The organism is Bradyrhizobium sp. SBR1B (genome assembly GCF_014198205.1).
Taxonomy (GTDB): Bacteria; Pseudomonadota; Alphaproteobacteria; order Rhizobiales; family Xanthobacteraceae; genus Bradyrhizobium.
In genome coordinates this window covers 30,627-45,204 of record NZ_JACIHC010000029.1, presented here as the reverse complement: position 1 = coordinate 45,204, position 14,578 = coordinate 30,627, and the positions used below count along the sequence as shown (strand labels likewise).

Below are 14,578 nucleotides of genomic sequence, written 5' to 3'. Positions count from 1 at the left end.
ACCTGGGGCTTCCGCGGCGCTTACACCCATAACTGGGATCCCTACTGGAACACCGCGCTGTACGGTGCCTACGCTCAGGCGCAGTTCGGCTCGCTCGCCAAGACCACGCTTTGCGGCGCTGGCGGTGCAGGCGGCGTGTTCGGTGGCCTGGTCGGTGTGACGGGTTGTAATCCTGACTTCGCCGTTGCGCAGGTCGGTGTCATCACCCGCTGGACCCCCGTCAAGAACCTCACGTTCTCGGCTGACCTGAACTGGACCCATCTCGACCAGAAGTACTCCGGTACGGTTGGTTACGCTGGTGCCGGCACGACGGCCAAGCCGGCTGCCGTGTACGAGCTCAAGGATCAGGACACCATCACCCTGCTCCTCCGCGCTCAGCGCAACTGGTAAGTTCGGTCTAACGACCTGACAGAGAGCCCCGGCGGGAAACCGCCGGGGCTTTTCTTTTGCCCCGGTGCTTGCCTTCTCGCTTGGCGCAATGGGTCAAGTTCGGCGCATTGCCAGAGCAGGGCAATCGCATACGCCAGCTGAGCGCGCGCCGTGTCCTTCAAAGCGCTTTGCGCGGACCCGGCGGCGGTCTCCTGGAGGCCAAGCGGCGTCGATGCCCGTCAAGTCTGCCGCCGCGCACCCGTCATCCTGAGAGCCGGCCAATGGCGGGCGTCTCGAAGGATGGCCACACAGAAGTCGCTCCCAATTGCGATTGCTCTGGTTGGGAGAGGGGAGCTCCGCGCTTCCCATCTCTGACAGCGGCGCGCTGGGGGAGGACTGTCGTTGGCCGGCGTGGGGCCGTGCAACGCCTCGCTGATCTGCCTTTGCAGCGGTGGCGATAGGCGCCTTCATCTGCACGCGAGGCAATTGCGGCGCTTGCCACCCATGCTCGCGGCTGAATCGAAAGAGCGGATCGCTATTCCACGCTGCCGGCGCCGCGGCGCAGATCGGCCTCGATCTGCAGGCGCGTGCCGCCGCCGAAGCGGGCGCGGTAGACCTGAAGGTTCTCCATGATCCGCTGCACGTAGTTGCGCGTCTCGGAGAACGGAATCAGCTCGACCCAGTCGACCGCATCGACCTTGGGATCGCGCGGATCGCCGTAGCGCTCGACCCACTTCTTCACGCTGCCGCGGCCGGCATTGTAGGCGGCGAAGGTCATGATGTAGGAGCCGCGATAATCCTCGAGCAGTCCGCCGAGCTCGGCCGAGCCGAGCGTGGCGTTGTAGACCGAATCGTTCTTCAGCCGTCCCAGATCGTAGGTCGCGCCGTGGCGCTTGCAGACATAGCGCGCGGCGTCGGGCGTCACCTGCATCAGGCCGTAGGCCTGGGCCGGCGAGACCACTGACGGATTGAATGCGCTCTCCTGCCGCGCGATCGCATAGACGATGCTGCGCTCGACTTCGGGACCGATCGGCGTGAACTGCGGAATGCCGTTAACGGGATAGGCATAGAAGTCGAACGGCAGGCCGCGATTGAGCGCGGCCTTGCCGAGCAGCAGCATGCCGCGCGCATCGTTGTAACGCTGGGTCAGCTCGCCGAGGCCGGCGAGCGCTTCGGGATCGCCGTTCTCGCCCATGTCGGCCAGCAGCGGTATCGCCATCTCGCGCTCGTCGAGCTCGTAGAGCAGGTGCGCGGCGCGCACGATCTCCAGCCGTTCGGCGCCGCGGCCGCGCGGCTGGCTGTTGAGCTCGATCTGCGGCAGGCCGAGCTTGGCCCGGGCGAGCTGGCCGTAATAGCTGGTCGACTGTTCGGCGGCGCGGGCATAGGCGTTGCGCGCCTCCTGCTGGCGCCCCGCCGCTTCCGCGGCGCGGCCCTGCCAATAGCCGGCACGCGCCAGCGCGGTCGGATTGACGCTGCCGACGCCGATGCGGGCGAAATGCTGGGTGGCGGCCGCGGGGTCGTTGAGGAAGCGCAGCGCGATCCACCCGGCCGTGAATTCCTGCTCGGTCTTGTAGATGTCGCGCGAGGGCAGTGCGGCGTCGCGCGCGATCAGATAGGCGCTGCGGAATTCCTCGGTGTCGATCATCTTGCGCGCCAAAAGACGCCGCTCGATCCACCATTCGTCGAGATTGTGGAGCCGGTTCGGATCCTTCGGCGCCGACAGCATGAGCTGGGCTGCTTCGGCGAATTTCTCCTCGCGGCGTAGCAGCTGGATCTTGCTGAAGGTGAAGCCGGGGTCGTTGTGCAGCTCGCGGGGCACGGCGTCGAGCAGCGCGCGCGCGTTCGGCGCCTTCTTGACGGCGGCGATGCGGGCCTTGGCAAGTGCGACATAGCCGGCGCCCAGGCGCTTTGCGGCGCGCAACGCCGCCTCGTTCTCGCTGCCGTAGAGCAGGGTGTCCATCCGCGCCTTCTGGTCGCCCGGCGTCAGCAGGGCACCAAACTGGTCGAGCGCGTTGTTTTCGGTATCCTCGGACATCGGATCGCTGCGCCAGGCCTCGCGCACCAGCCGCTCGGCATTGGCGCGGTCGCCGCGCGCCAGCATCGCCTTGGCGAGCGTGAAGCGGCCCTTGGCGGAGATCGGAGATTCGTTCTCGAACCACGACCACGCGACGGAATCGTCGCGCCTGTCGTCCCACATCGCGGCCTCGAGGCGTCGGCGCAGGAAGGTCTGCGACGGCCAGCTCGGATTGGCGGAGAGGAAGGCGCGGTAGCGCTCCACGGTCGCGCCATTGTCCTCGCTGCGCAGGATGATCCATTCCGCGAGTTTTCGCGCGACCGGATCCGAGATGCCCGCTGCGACGTTGCTGGCCTCACCCGCCTTGCGCTTGCGCACGAGCTCGATGACGCTCTCGAGGGCGTCCTTGTCGCCCTGGGGCGTCGACGACGTCGCTGCGACCGCGGCGGGTATGACCGGCTTGCGCGGCGCGGCATGCTGGCGCGTCGCCGGGGCCAGCACCGGCGCTGCGGCCGGTCTGGCGACGGGGGCGGAAGGCCTGACGGTAGCCGTCACGGCCGGCGCGGGGGCCGTTTTCGGCGGCGAACCGCTGGCGGCCGGATGCGATTTCGGCGCAGGGGCCGCTGCGGCGGGCTTGGGCTTGTCCTTCGCGGGCTCTTTTCCGGCGCTCTTGCCGGCGTCCTTGCCTGCCTCCTTGGCCGGTTTCTTCGCAGCGTCCTTGGCCGGGGCAGGAGCTGCACCCTTGCTTGCGCCTTTGTTTGCTCCCTGGCTTGCTCCTTTGGCCGCGTCCTTCGAAGTTTCCTTGCCGGTTCCCTTGGACGAGCCCTTCGCGCTGTCCTTGGCAGTGTCCTTGGCGGCTGGCTTCGCGGTGTCCTTGCCAGCTTCCGCCGTCGTCTCATTGGACTTGGCGAGGGCGGCGCAGCCGACCGATAGCCCTGCCATCAGGCACACGATGAGACCGGTGGATCGCCAGGCGGCACGAGGGAATGAGGTCACGGGTTTGGTCGCCCCGAATCAGTCAAGTGGCTCAAGATCTAGCTGTATTTGATTGAATATGCGGACAAAATACCAACAGCCGCTTACCGCGGGCCGATTTGCACCACTACCGCGGCAAAATCGCGGCCTAAACGGTGCGTCACACGGAAGCGGGCCTTTTACCGGCGGGGTAGACCCGATATGAAAGGGGCTTGCTCAAGAGATAGCCGCGTACGGAGGAAGTCCATGGCAGCCAAGACGAAATTCCGGGGGTCGTTCACCGCCTTGGTCACGCCGTTCAAGAACGGCTCGCTGGACGAGGCGGCATTCCGATCCCTGGTCAACTGGCAGATTTCGGAGGGCACCAACGGCCTGGTGCCGGTCGGCACCACCGGCGAGAGCCCGACGCTCAGCCATGACGAGCACAAGAAGGTGGTCGAATGGTGCATCGCTGAAGCCAAGGGCCGCGTGCCTGTGATCGCGGGTGCGGGCTCCAACTCGACCAAGGAGGCGATCGAGCTCGCTCAGCACGCCGAAAAGGCGGGCGCGGACGCCGTGCTGGTGGTGACGCCTTACTACAACAAGCCGACCCAGGAAGGCATGTACCAGCACTTCAAGGCGATCAACGACGCAATCGGCATTCCGATCATCATCTACAACATCCCGCCGCGCTCGGTGATCGACATGTCCGTCGACACCATGAAGCGGTTATGGGAGCTGAAGAACATCGCCGGCGTGAAGGACGCCACCGCCAGCATGGTGCGCGTGTCGCAGCAGCGTGCGGCGATGGGCGAGGATTTCAACCAGCTCTCGGGCGAGGACGCGACCATCATCGGCTACATGGCGCATGGCGGCCACGGCTGCATCTCGGTGACCTCGAACGTCGCGCCGCGCCTGTGCTCGGAGTTCCAGGCCGCCTGGGCCAAGGGCGACCATGCCACCGCGCTGAAGATCCACGACAAGCTGATGCCGCTGCACAACAACCTCTTCATCGAGAGCAACCCGGCGCCGATCAAGTACGCGATGTCGCTGCTCGGCAAGCTCGACGAGACGATGCGGCTGCCGATGGTGCCGGTCTCCGAGCCGACCCGCGTTGCCGTGCGCAGCGCCATGGTGCACGCTGGCCTGATCAACTGATGGGTTGACCTATCGGGGAGGCCGTTCATGAGCGTCGACGAAAAGGGCAGGCGGATGCTCACGGAGTTCCGTGAGTTCGCCATGAAGGGCAACGTCGTCGATCTCGCGGTCGGCGTCATCATCGGCGCGGCCTTCGGCGCCATCGTCACCTCGCTCGTCGGTGACATCATCATGCCGATCATCGGCGCTGCGACCGGCGGCCTCGACTTCTCGAACTACTTCGCCCCCTTGTCGAAGTCGGTGACCGCCACCAACTTAGCGGATGCGAAAAAGCAAGGCGCCGTACTTGCTTACGGTAGCTTCCTGACGCTGACGATCAACTTCATCATCGTCGCCTTCGTGCTGTTCCTGGTGATCCGCGCCATGAACACACTGAAGCGGAAGGAAGAGACCAAGCCCGCGGAGCCGTCGAAGCCGTCGGAGGAGGTCGTGCTGCTGACCGAGATCCGCGATCTCCTCAAGAAGTGACGCGCGCGCTTCATCCAAACTGTTAGCATCGCTGCGCATCGCGCTCAGGTTTCGTCGCCATGGCTGAAAAGAACGAACGTCCGATCAAGGTCATGGCGGAAAATCGCAAGGCCCGCTTCAACTATGCGATCGAGGATACGATCGAGGCGGGGATTGCGCTGACCGGCACCGAGGTCAAGTCGATCCGCAACGGCAAGAGCACGATCGCGGAGTCCTATGCCGATTCCAAGGACGGCGAGATCTGGCTGATCAACGCCACCATTCCCGAATATCTGCAAGGAAACCGCTTCAATCACGAGCCGAAGCGGCCGCGAAAGCTGCTGCTGCATCGCCGGCAGATCAACAAGCTGATGGGCGCCGTCGACCGCGAGGGCATGACGCTGATCCCGCTCAAGCTCTATTTCAATGAGCGTGGGCGCGCCAAGTTGCAGCTGGCGGTTGCAAAAGGCAAGAAGCTGCACGACAAGCGCGAGACCGAGAAGAAGCGCGACTGGAGCCGGGAGAAGGGCCGCCTGATGCGGGCGAGGGGATAGCGAGATGAATCAACGGAACCTGCTCGAGGTCGATTGGAGCCAGATTCCCGCACCTGAAGACGACGGCGGCGCCGCGCATCTGACCGGCGTGACGCTGCCGCCAATCGGCCTGCTCGCGACCAACGACACCTCGGTGACGCTGTCGGCGCTGCGCGGCCGGACCGTGGTGTTCGCTTATCCCCGCACCGGCGAACCCGGCAAGATTTCCTTGGTCGACGATTGGGACATGATCCCGGGTGCACGCGGGTGCACGCCGCAGACTTGCGCGTTTCGCGATCTGTTCGCCGAACTGAAGGGCGCCGGCGCCTCCCACGTGTTCGGCCTTTCGACCCAGAGCAACGAGTACCAGACTGAGATGGCGTCACGGCTGCATCTGCCGTTCCCCGTGCTGTCGGACGAGAAGCTGGCGCTGACGCGCGCGCTCAATCTGCCGACGATGGAGGTCGCGGGCCTGACGCTGATCAAGCGTCTTGCGCTGATCATCGACGACGCCAGGATCACGCATTTGTTCTACCCGGTGTTTCCGCCCGACCGGAACGCCGGCGACGTCCTGGACTGGCTGAAGGCCAATCCGGCCAAGGCCTGAACCAGGGCGCTAATCGAGATCCGCCTTCACCTTCGCGAACACCGACCGGAACATGTCCGGCGTCAGCACGCCGGTGTTCGTGTTGTAGCGCGAGCAATGATAGCTGTCGTAGAGCCTGAACGCGCCGGCCTGATGCACGGCGCCGTGGCCGAAGGGGGCCTGCGAGGCCTTCAGGTTCAGCGGCTTGAGCACGCTGTCGTGCGCAATCCGCCCGAGCGCGATGATCGCGCGCAGCTTCGGCATCGTCTCGAGATTCGCCACGAGGAACTGGCGGCAGGTGTTGATCTCGACGGGCAGCGGCTTGTTCTGTGGCGGAACGCAATGCACGGCATTGGCGATCCGGCAGTCGACCAGCTTCAGGCCGTCATCGGGACGCGCCTGATAGGTGCCCTTGGCAAATCCATATTCGAGCAGGGTGGCGTAGAGCAGGTCACCGGCGTAATCGCCGGTGAACGGCCGTCCCGTGCGGTTGGCGCCCTGCATCCCCGGCGCGAGGCCGACGATCAACAGGCGGGCCTTGATGTCGCCGAAGGGCGCAACCGGCGCATTGTGCCACAACGGCTCACGCGCCCGGTTCGCCTCACGAAAGGCGACCAAGCGCGGACAGAGCGGACAATTGCGGTCGGGAACGAGGGTGGGAGGCTGGCGGCTTGACCGGGCCGCCTCACTCCTCGAAGTCGTCATCGCCCCTCGGCGCCATCGTGGTTGCGCGCTGGAGGAATTGCGGGGCGTGGTGGCGGGCCTCGCGATCACCGCGGTCGCGCGGGGCGGGGCGTTCGGAGGGATCGCGGCCGAGCTTGGATTGCAGCTCGACGAGGTCGGTGAAGACGTCGGCCTGGCGGCGCAGCTCGTCGGCGATCATCGGCGGCTGGCTGGCGATGGTGGAGATCACCGTGACCCGAACGCCGCGGCGCTGCACGGCCTCGACTAGGGAGCGGAAGTCACCGTCACCGGAGAACAGCACCATCTGGTCGATGTGCTCGGCAAGCTCCATGGCGTCCACGGCGAGCTCGATGTCCATGTTGCCCTTGACCTTGCGGCGGCCGGAGGCGTCGATGAACTCCTTGGTCGCCTTGGTGACGACGGTGTAGCCGTTGTAATCCAGCCAGTCGATCAGCGGGCGGATCGAGGAGTATTCCTGATCCTCGATGATGGCGGTGTAGTAGAACGCCCGAAGCAACGTTCCGCGGCTCTGAAACTCCTTCAGCAGGCGCTTGTAGTCGATGTCGAAGCCCAGAGTTTTCGCCGTCGCGTAGAGATTGGCTCCGTCGATGAAGAGCGCGATCTTGTCGGTGGAGGAAGGTGACATTCAGTTTGCTCGCGTAGTGTTCGTGATTGATCGTTTATTGTTGGCGCGGCGGCAGCAGGCCGCGCAGTTCTAGGGTGCCGCCGAAATCCGTCGAAGCCGCAAATCCGGAGAAGTCGGGGCAAACAAGGTATAGTTATGGCGGACTTTCATAGACCCGGCGCCGCCCTCGATGGCAGCCCGGGTAACCGCCCATCCCAGCCCCAATGTGGGGGTAGCAGAGCCGTTTGGCGAGGCCAAATCACAAATTGGCCTTGCGAAACGGCCCCAGCCCCTATAACTAGCCCCAATCATCCACATATTTCGTCCCACCCACAACGGAGCGACAGTCCATGGCTCGCGTCACCGTAGAAGATTGTATCGACAAGGTCGACAACCGGTTTGACCTGGTCCTGCTGGCCGCCCACCGTGCCCGCATGATTTCGTCCGGCTCACAACTAACGGTTGACCGCGATAACGACAAGAACCCTGTTGTGTCTTTGCGCGAAATTGCTGACACGACCATTTCGCCCGAGGACCTGCGCGAGGAGCTGGTGCACTCGCTCCAGAAGTTCGTCGAGGTCGACGAGCCCGAGCCGGATACGGTGCCGCTGATCGGTTCCGCGGGCGCGAGCGTCGATGCGGACGATACCGAAGTCGCCGTCGAGCGCATGACCGAAGAGGAGCTCCTGAAGGGTCTCGAAGGCCTCGCGCCGCCCGAGGAGCAGCCCGAGGAAGACGAGTAAATCGTCCGTCGCGATCGTCGATTTCTTGTGATTTTATCAAAGGCCCGAACCGGTGTTCGGGCCTTTGCTTTTGTTGACGTTTTCGTGGTTACCATGCGTTGTAGCTGGCGATGCGTCCTGTTACTGAATTGATCGGACACAAGCGCGATCGGAGCTAAGATGTATACAGCGGGCCGGCTCGGGCTCGTTTGAAGGCAGGACGGGATGGTATATCGGCGCCGCAGATCCACGCAGATGCAGGCCGCAACCGAATCGGTTGCCGTGGCCCCGACTGCGCCGGTCGCGCGCCCGGCCAAGCCGCGCGCGCGCATGATGCGTCAATATGACCTCGTCGAGCGCGTCAGGTCCTACAATCCCAACACCAACGAAGACCTGCTGAACCGCGCCTATGTCTACGCCATGAAGGCGCACGGCTCGCAGACCCGCGCCTCGGGCGATCCGTATTTCTCGCACCCGCTCGAAGTGGCAGCGATTCTCACCGACCTCAAGCTCGACGACGCCACCATCGTGGCCGCGCTGCTCCACGACACCATCGAGGACACCGAAGCGACGCGGGCCGAGATCGACCAGATCTTCGGGCCGGAGATCGGCGCGCTGGTCGAGGGTCTGACCAAGCTGAAGCGGCTCGAGCTGGTGTCGCGGGAGGCCAAGCAGGCCGAGAACCTGCGCAAATTGTTGCTGGCCATTGCTGACGATGTCCGTGTGCTCCTGGTCAAGCTCGCCGATCGCCTGCACAACATGCGCACGCTGGATTTCGTGCCGACGGAATCGCGCAGGCGCATCGCCGAGGAGACGCTCGACATCTATGCGCCGCTGGCGGGCCGCATGGGCATGCAGGAAATGCGCGAGGAGCTGGAGGATCTGTCCTTCCGCACCCTCGATCCCGAAGCCTATTCGGTGGTGATGCAGCGGCTCGACGCGCTCGCCGAGCGCAACCGCAATCTGATCGGCGAGATCGAGGACCAGCTCTCGAACAATCTGCGCCACCGGGGCTTAGGGGCGCGGGTCTATGGCCGCCGCAAGAAGCCGTTCTCGATCTGGACCAAGATGGAGCGCAAGTCGGTCGGCTTCGAGCAATTGTCCGACATCTTCGGCTTCCGCCTCGTCGTCAACGACATCGAGGCCTGCTATCGCGCGCTCGGGATCGTCCACACCACCTGGCCGGTCGTGCCGGGACGCTTCAAGGACTACATCTCGACGCCGAAGCAGAACGACTATCGCTCGATCCACACCACGGTGATCGGCCCCGGCAACCAGCGCGTCGAGCTGCAGATCCGCACGGAGGCGATGGACCAGATCGCCGAGCGCGGCATCGCCGCGCATGTGTTCTACAAGGAGGGCGTCGGCTCGCCGACCGAATTCCTCAAGCGCGAATCCAATGCGTTCGCGTGGCTGCGCCACACCATCGGCATCCTCTCGGAAAGCGCCAATCCGGAGGAATTCCTCGAGCACACCAAGCTCGAGCTGTTTCACGACCAGGTGTTCTGCTTCACCCCGAAGGGCAAGCTGATCGCGCTGCCGCGCCACGCCAACGTGATCGACTTCGCCTATGCCGTGCACACCGACGTCGGCAACAGCGCGGTCGGCTGCAAGATCAACGGCCAGTTCGCGCCGCTGTCCTCGGAGCTTCAGAACGGCGACGAGGTCGAGGTGCTGACCTCGGAAGCGCAATCGGCGCCGCCCTCGGCCTGGGAGACGCTTGCGGTCACCGGCAAGGCGCGCGCCGCGATCCGCCGCGCCACCCGGACGGCGGTGCGCGATCAATACGCCGGTCTCGGCCGGCGCATCGTGGAGCGCCTGTTCGAGCGCGCCAAGATCGAATACGCCGACGACAAGCTCAAGGGCGCGCTGCCGCGGCTCGCGCGCACCTCGATCGAGGACGTCATGGCGGCGGTGGGGCGCGGCGAGATCAAGGCCTCCCACGTCGCGCGTGCGATGTACCCCGACTACAAGGAGGAGCGCATCGCGCGCTACGGCGTGAAGAAGGGGCTTGCCGCCAAGCTCAAGGAGAAGTCGTCGGAGCCGCCGCGCAGCCCGGTCGCGATCCCGATCCGCGGCATCAATTCCGACCTGCCGATCAAGTTCGCACCGAATGGCGGCGCTGTGCCGGGCGATCGCATCGTCGGCATCGTGACGCCGGGAGAGGGCATTACGATCTACCCGATCCAGGCGCCGGCGCTGAAGGATTTCGAGGAGGAGCCGGAGCGCTGGCTCGACGTCCGTTGGGACATCGAGGACTCCGCGCCGCAGCGCTTTCCGGCCCGCATCAAGGTCGAGAACGTCAACGAGCCCGGCGCGCTGGCGCAGATCGCGACCGTGATCGCCGAGCACGACGGCAATATCGACAACATCAGCATGCAGCGCCGCTCGCCTGATTTCACGGAGACGACGATCGATCTCGAAGTCTACGATCTCAAGCACCTCAGCGCGATCCTGGCCCAGCTGCGCGCGAAGGCGGTCGTCGCCAAAGTCGAACGTGTTAATGGATAGGCTTCCTCCGCAGCCGTCCGTCCCTCCGATTTCGTGAGTTCTGAAATGCCCGCTTCGAAGCTTCGCCTCGGCGTCAATATCGATCACGTCGCAACCGTGCGTAACGCGCGCGGCGGCCGCCATCCCGATCCGGTGCGCGCGGCGCTGCTGGCGATCGAAGCCGGCGCCGATGGCATCACCGCCCATTTGCGGGAGGATCGCCGCCACATCCGCGACGAGGACATGGCGCGGCTGAAGGCCGAGATCTCCAAGCCGCTCAATTTCGAGATGGCGGCGACCGACGACATGATGCGCATCTCGCTCGCCACCAAGCCGCACGCGGTGTGCCTGGTGCCGGAGCGCCGGCAGGAAGTGACCACTGAAGGTGGGCTGGATGTGGTCGGCCAGCACAACGCGCTCGCGCCCTATATCGCGCGACTGAACGATGCCGGCATTCGGGTCTCCCTGTTCATCGCCGCCGATCCCGCCCAGATCGAGATGGCGGCGCGGCTGCGCGCGCCTGTTATTGAGATCCATACCGGCGCCTGGTGCGATGCCGTCGTCGACGGCCACACCGCCAAGGCCGAGGCCGAATGGCAGCGGATCGTGGCGGGCGTGAAGCTGGCGAAGGCGGCCGGGCTCGAGGTTCATGCCGGGCACGGGCTCGACTATGCGACGGCGGAGACGATTGCCGCCCTTCCAGAGATCATGGAGCTCAACATCGGCTACTACATGATCGGCGAAGCACTGTTCGTCGGTCTTGCCGAGACGGTGCGCAGCATGCGCGCGGCGATGGACCGCGGCCGGAGCCGGGCATGATCATCGGCGTCGGCTCCGACCTGATCGACATCACCCGCGTCGCCAAGGTGATCGAGCGCCACGGCGAGCGTTTCCTCGACCGCATCTTCACCGCGGCCGAGCGGGCCAAGGCGGAGCGGCGGGCCAAGAACGAGAAGATGGTGGTGGCGACCTACGCCAAGCGCTTCGCCGCCAAGGAGGCCTGCTCCAAGGCGCTCGGCACCGGGATCCGGCGCGGCGTCTGGTGGCGCGACATGGGGGTGGTCAACCTGCCGGGCGGGCGGCCGACCATGCAGCTGACCGGCGGGGCGCTGGCCCGGCTCCAGACCCTGACCCCGGAGGGGTTCGAGGCGCGGATCGACCTGTCGATCACCGACGATTGGCCGTTGGCGCAGGCCTTCGTGATCATTTCGGCCGTCCCGCTGCCGAAACCCTGAGGGGGCCCCGGCGATTTTATGATTTGTGTTTTAAATCAATGCCTTATTCAGTTTTGATGCGATCCTTGATTGCGTGGCCTCCGACAACCGTCTAAAAGTCCGCGGACGCAAATCAGCTTGGGCGAATTCGGCTTTACGCCGGAATTGGCCCTCACTATCAGAATCAGGACAATCTCCTTGCGCCGCGAACCGGTGGGCCGTTCGCGGGAGGAGGGCGCTCTGTGATCGCCGGCCGGAATTGAGAGAGCAATGAGCGTGACTTCAGGAACGAAAACTGAGAGCGGCGTCGGTGAGACGATCCGGGTCGTGATCCACGCTCTCCTGATCGCGCTGGTGATCCGCACGTTCCTGTTCCAGCCCTTCAATATCCCGTCCGGCTCGATGAAGGCGACGCTGCTGGTCGGCGACTATCTGTTCGTCTCGAAATATTCCTACGGCTACAGCCACTATTCGATTCCGTTCTCGCCGCCGCTGTTCTCCGGGCGGATCTGGGGCTCCGATCCGAACCGCGGCGACATCGTCGTGTTTCGGCTGCCGAAGGACGATTCCACCGATTACATCAAGCGGGTGATCGGCCTTCCAGGCGACCGCATCCAGATGCGGGACGGGCTGCTCTACATCAACGACACGCCGGTCGAGCGGCAGCGCATGAGCGAATATGTCGGCGAGGAGCCCTGCGGCTCGGAAGGTGGCGGTATCTCCCGCGTGAAGCGCTGGAAGGAAACACTGCCGAACGGCGTGTCCTATGAGACGCTCGACTGCGCTGACAACGGCTACGTGGACAACACCAACGTCTACACTGTGCCGGCCGGCCATTTCTTCATGATGGGCGACAACCGCGACAATTCCACCGACAGCCGCTTCCTCGGCCAGGTCGGCTATGTGCCGCAGGAGAATCTGATCGGCCGCGCCCAGATGATCTTCTTCTCCATCGCCGAAGGCGAGCATGCCTGGATGTTCTGGCGCTGGCCGTGGGCGGTGCGCTGGAATCGGTTCTTCAAAATCGTCCGATGAAAGACGAAGCCAAGGACATCGCGATCCAACCGACCGAGGCGCAAGCCGCTCCTGAGAGCGAAGCTGCAGCGAAGACGCCTGCAAAGAAGAAGCGGACGAGGAGCAGCAAGGCCAAGGGCACCGATGCCAACGCGGCGCTCGAGGCGCGCATCGGCCACAGCTTCGTCGACCCGAATATGCTGATGCAGGCGATCACGCATGTCTCGGCGCTGAAGTCCGGGCGCAAGCGCGGCGACAGCTATCAGCGCCTGGAATTCCTCGGCGACCACGTCCTCGGGCTCGTCGTCTCCGACATGCTCTATCATGCCTTCCCGAACGCCGACGAAGGCGAGCTGTCCAAGCGTCTTGCCGAGCTCGTGCGCAAGGAAAGCTGCGCCGACGTCGCCAAGTCGCTTGGTCTGCTCGACGACATCAAGCTCGGCTCGGTCGGCTCCAGCGCCGACGCGCGCCTGCGCAAGTCCATCCTCGGCGACATCTGCGAGGCCGTGATCGGCGCCATCTTCCTTGACGGCGGCCATGCGGCGGCCGCCGAATTCGTCAAGCGCAACTGGACCGAGCGCATGCACAAGCCGCGCCGTCCCTTGCGCGATCCCAAGACCGTGCTGCAGGAATGGGCGCAGGGCAAAGGGCTGCCGACGCCGGTTTACCGCGAGGTCGAGCGCACCGGCCCGCACCACGATCCGCAATTCCGCGTCGCGGTGGACCTGCCGGGGCTCGCGCCGGCCGAGGGCATCGGCGGCAGCAAGCGCGCGGCAGAGAAAGTAGCAGCTTCAGTGATGATCGAACGTGAAGGCGTTGGCGGCGGCAATGACGGCTGAAACAAGCGGCGAGGCGCCCACTGCCACGCGCTGCGGCTTCGTTGCGCTGATCGGCGCGCCGAACGTCGGCAAGTCCACGCTGGTCAACGCGCTGGTTGGCGCCAAGGTCACGATCGTTTCGCGCAAGGTGCAGACCACGCGCGCGCTGATCCGCGGCATCGTGATCGAGAACAACGCGCAGATCATCCTGGTCGACACGCCCGGCATCTTCCTGCCCAAGCGCCGGCTCGACCGCGCCATGGTCTCGACCGCCTGGAGCGGGGCGCATGATGCCGATCTCGTCTGCGTGCTGCTCGACGCCAAGACCGGGATCGACGAGGAAGCCGAGGCGATCCTCACCAAGGCGGCCAGCGTCAATCACGAGAAGATCCTGGTGATCAATAAGGTCGATCTGGTCCAGCGCGAGAAACTGCTGGCGCTGGCGCAGGCCGCCAACGAGCGCATGAAGTTCGCGAGGACCTTCATGATCGCGGCGATCTCGGGCGACGGTGTCGACGATATCCGCAAGACGCTGTCCGAGATGGTGCCGCCGGGTCCGTTCCTCTATCCCGAGGACCAGATGTCGGACGCGCCGATGCGGCAGCTGGCGGCCGAGATTACGCGCGAAAAAATCTATCAGAAGCTGCACCAGGAATTGCCCTACCAGTCCACGGTCGAGACCGACAAGTGGGAGGAGCGCAAGGACAAGTCGGTGCGGATCGAGCAAACGATCTTCGTCGAGCGCGAGAGCCAGCGCAAGATCGTGCTCGGCAAGGGCGGCGCCACCATCAAGTCGATCGGCGCGGACTCGCGCAAGGAGCTGATGCAGATCCTGGACGTGCCGGTGCATCTGTTCCTGTTCGTCAAAGTGCGCGAGAATTGGGGCGACGATCCCGATCGCTACCGCGAGATGGGCCTGGACTTTCCGAGAGAATAACCAAGAACAGATC

15 protein-coding genes are annotated in these 14,578 nt (G+C 64.8%); 12 read left to right on the top strand and 3 right to left on the bottom strand.

Annotated features, from left to right (window positions below):
• The coding region (locus GGD61_RS37405) for a porin (protein WP_183232233.1) at window positions 1-390 on the top strand (390 nt) is incomplete at its 5' end.
• 514 nt (window positions 391-904) lie between these two features.
• Here the strand turns inward: GGD61_RS37405 and GGD61_RS37400 are convergent.
• Entirely contained in the window at window positions 905-3,325 is a 2,421-nt protein-coding gene (locus GGD61_RS37400; protein WP_183232234.1) for a lytic transglycosylase domain-containing protein, read from the bottom strand.
• A gap of 279 nt (window positions 3,326-3,604) precedes the next feature.
• On the opposite strand from GGD61_RS37400, the gene dapA reads away from it, so the two are divergent.
• From dapA to GGD61_RS37380, 4 genes are read left to right on the top strand one after another with little or no spacing between them, the layout of a single operon-like run.
• On the top strand, window positions 3,605-4,495 hold the full coding sequence (gene dapA, locus GGD61_RS37395) for a 4-hydroxy-tetrahydrodipicolinate synthase (protein ID WP_092257565.1): 891 nt from the start codon (window positions 3,605-3,607) through the stop codon (window positions 4,493-4,495).
• 54 nt (window positions 4,496-4,549) lie between these two features.
• Window positions 4,550-4,963, top strand: a complete 414-nt coding sequence (mscL, locus tag GGD61_RS37390; protein ID WP_026202292.1) for a large conductance mechanosensitive channel protein MscL — start codon at window positions 4,550-4,552, stop codon at window positions 4,961-4,963.
• A gap of 59 nt (window positions 4,964-5,022) precedes the next feature.
• Window positions 5,023-5,496 (top strand): SsrA-binding protein SmpB, encoded by a 474-nt coding sequence (smpB, locus tag GGD61_RS37385; RefSeq protein ID WP_018320004.1) that lies wholly within the window; start codon window positions 5,023-5,025, stop codon window positions 5,494-5,496.
• 4 nt (window positions 5,497-5,500) lie between these two features.
• The gene (locus GGD61_RS37380) at window positions 5,501-6,082 is read left to right on the top strand and encodes a peroxiredoxin (RefSeq protein WP_092257562.1); all 582 of its coding nucleotides are present in this window, start codon (window positions 5,501-5,503) and stop codon (window positions 6,080-6,082) included.
• Window positions 6,083-6,091: 9 nt separating this feature from the next.
• On the opposite strand, the gene GGD61_RS37375 is transcribed toward GGD61_RS37380, so the two are convergent.
• The gene (locus GGD61_RS37375; protein WP_018320006.1) at window positions 6,092-6,766 is read right to left on the bottom strand and encodes a uracil-DNA glycosylase; all 675 of its coding nucleotides are present in this window, start codon (window positions 6,764-6,766) and stop codon (window positions 6,092-6,094) included.
• Window positions 6,747-7,391 carry an NYN domain-containing protein gene (locus tag GGD61_RS37370; protein WP_018320007.1) on the bottom strand — a complete coding sequence of 215 codons (645 nt, stop codon included), beginning with the start codon at window positions 7,389-7,391 and terminating at the stop codon, window positions 6,747-6,749. Before GGD61_RS37370 ends, GGD61_RS37375 begins: the two co-directional genes overlap by 20 nt.
• A 329-nt stretch (window positions 7,392-7,720) precedes the next feature.
• Here GGD61_RS37370 and rpoZ point away from each other — a divergent pair, with 329 nt between their 5' ends.
• The 7 genes from rpoZ to era all read left to right on the top strand — a co-directional run bounded on the left by rpoZ (window position 7,721) and on the right by era (window position 14,565).
• Window positions 7,721-8,113, top strand: coding sequence for a DNA-directed RNA polymerase subunit omega (gene rpoZ / locus GGD61_RS37365; RefSeq protein ID WP_008133017.1), 393 nt, complete (start codon window positions 7,721-7,723; stop codon window positions 8,111-8,113).
• 204 nt (window positions 8,114-8,317) lie between these two features.
• Window positions 8,318-10,603 carry a bifunctional (p)ppGpp synthetase/guanosine-3',5'-bis(diphosphate) 3'-pyrophosphohydrolase gene (locus GGD61_RS37360; RefSeq protein ID WP_018320008.1) on the top strand — a complete coding sequence of 762 codons (2,286 nt, stop codon included), beginning with the start codon at window positions 8,318-8,320 and terminating at the stop codon, window positions 10,601-10,603.
• 45 nt (window positions 10,604-10,648) lie between these two features.
• Entirely contained in the window at window positions 10,649-11,401 is a 753-nt protein-coding gene (locus GGD61_RS37355; protein ID WP_018320009.1) for a pyridoxine 5'-phosphate synthase, read from the top strand.
• Window positions 11,398-11,817, top strand: coding sequence for a holo-ACP synthase (gene acpS, locus GGD61_RS37350; protein WP_018320010.1), 420 nt, complete (start codon window positions 11,398-11,400; stop codon window positions 11,815-11,817). Before GGD61_RS37355 ends, acpS begins: the two co-directional genes overlap by 4 nt.
• Window positions 11,818-12,066: 249 nt before the next feature.
• Complete coding sequence (lepB, locus tag GGD61_RS37345) at window positions 12,067-12,831, top strand: signal peptidase I (protein ID WP_018320011.1); 765 nt, start codon at window positions 12,067-12,069, stop codon at window positions 12,829-12,831.
• Window positions 12,828-13,649 carry a ribonuclease III gene (rnc, locus tag GGD61_RS37340; RefSeq protein WP_092257559.1) on the top strand — a complete coding sequence of 274 codons (822 nt, stop codon included), beginning with the start codon at window positions 12,828-12,830 and terminating at the stop codon, window positions 13,647-13,649. The genes lepB and rnc overlap by 4 nt, the downstream gene beginning before the upstream one ends.
• Window positions 13,639-14,565 carry a GTPase Era gene (gene era / locus GGD61_RS37335; RefSeq protein WP_092257556.1) on the top strand — a complete coding sequence of 309 codons (927 nt, stop codon included), beginning with the start codon at window positions 13,639-13,641 and terminating at the stop codon, window positions 14,563-14,565. The genes rnc and era overlap by 11 nt, the downstream gene beginning before the upstream one ends.
• The last annotated feature ends 13 nt before the right edge of the window (window positions 14,566-14,578 follow it).

What these genes read in the sequence shown, in the direction of transcription:
- GGD61_RS37400 (WP_183232234.1), bottom strand. Translation starts at nt 3,325, where the DNA reads ATGGCAGGGCTATCGGTCGGCTGCGCCGCCCTCGCCAAGTCCAATGAG.
- dapA (WP_092257565.1), top strand. Translation starts at nt 3,605, where the DNA reads ATGGCAGCCAAGACGAAATTCCGGGGGTCGTTCACCGCCTTGGTCACG.
- mscL (WP_026202292.1), top strand. Translation starts at nt 4,550, where the DNA reads ATGCTCACGGAGTTCCGTGAGTTCGCCATGAAGGGCAACGTCGTCGAT.
- smpB (WP_018320004.1), top strand. Translation starts at nt 5,023, where the DNA reads ATGGCTGAAAAGAACGAACGTCCGATCAAGGTCATGGCGGAAAATCGC.
- GGD61_RS37380 (WP_092257562.1), top strand. Translation starts at nt 5,501, where the DNA reads ATGAATCAACGGAACCTGCTCGAGGTCGATTGGAGCCAGATTCCCGCA.
- GGD61_RS37375 (WP_018320006.1), bottom strand. Translation starts at nt 6,766, where the DNA reads ATGACGACTTCGAGGAGTGAGGCGGCCCGGTCAAGCCGCCAGCCTCCC.
- GGD61_RS37370 (WP_018320007.1), bottom strand. Translation starts at nt 7,391, where the DNA reads ATGTCACCTTCCTCCACCGACAAGATCGCGCTCTTCATCGACGGAGCC.
- rpoZ (WP_008133017.1), top strand. Translation starts at nt 7,721, where the DNA reads ATGGCTCGCGTCACCGTAGAAGATTGTATCGACAAGGTCGACAACCGG.
- GGD61_RS37360 (WP_018320008.1), top strand. Translation starts at nt 8,318, where the DNA reads ATGGTATATCGGCGCCGCAGATCCACGCAGATGCAGGCCGCAACCGAA.
- GGD61_RS37355 (WP_018320009.1), top strand. Translation starts at nt 10,649, where the DNA reads ATGCCCGCTTCGAAGCTTCGCCTCGGCGTCAATATCGATCACGTCGCA.
- acpS (WP_018320010.1), top strand. Translation starts at nt 11,398, where the DNA reads ATGATCATCGGCGTCGGCTCCGACCTGATCGACATCACCCGCGTCGCC.
- lepB (WP_018320011.1), top strand. Translation starts at nt 12,067, where the DNA reads ATGAGCGTGACTTCAGGAACGAAAACTGAGAGCGGCGTCGGTGAGACG.
- rnc (WP_092257559.1), top strand. Translation starts at nt 12,828, where the DNA reads ATGAAAGACGAAGCCAAGGACATCGCGATCCAACCGACCGAGGCGCAA.
- era (WP_092257556.1), top strand. Translation starts at nt 13,639, where the DNA reads ATGACGGCTGAAACAAGCGGCGAGGCGCCCACTGCCACGCGCTGCGGC.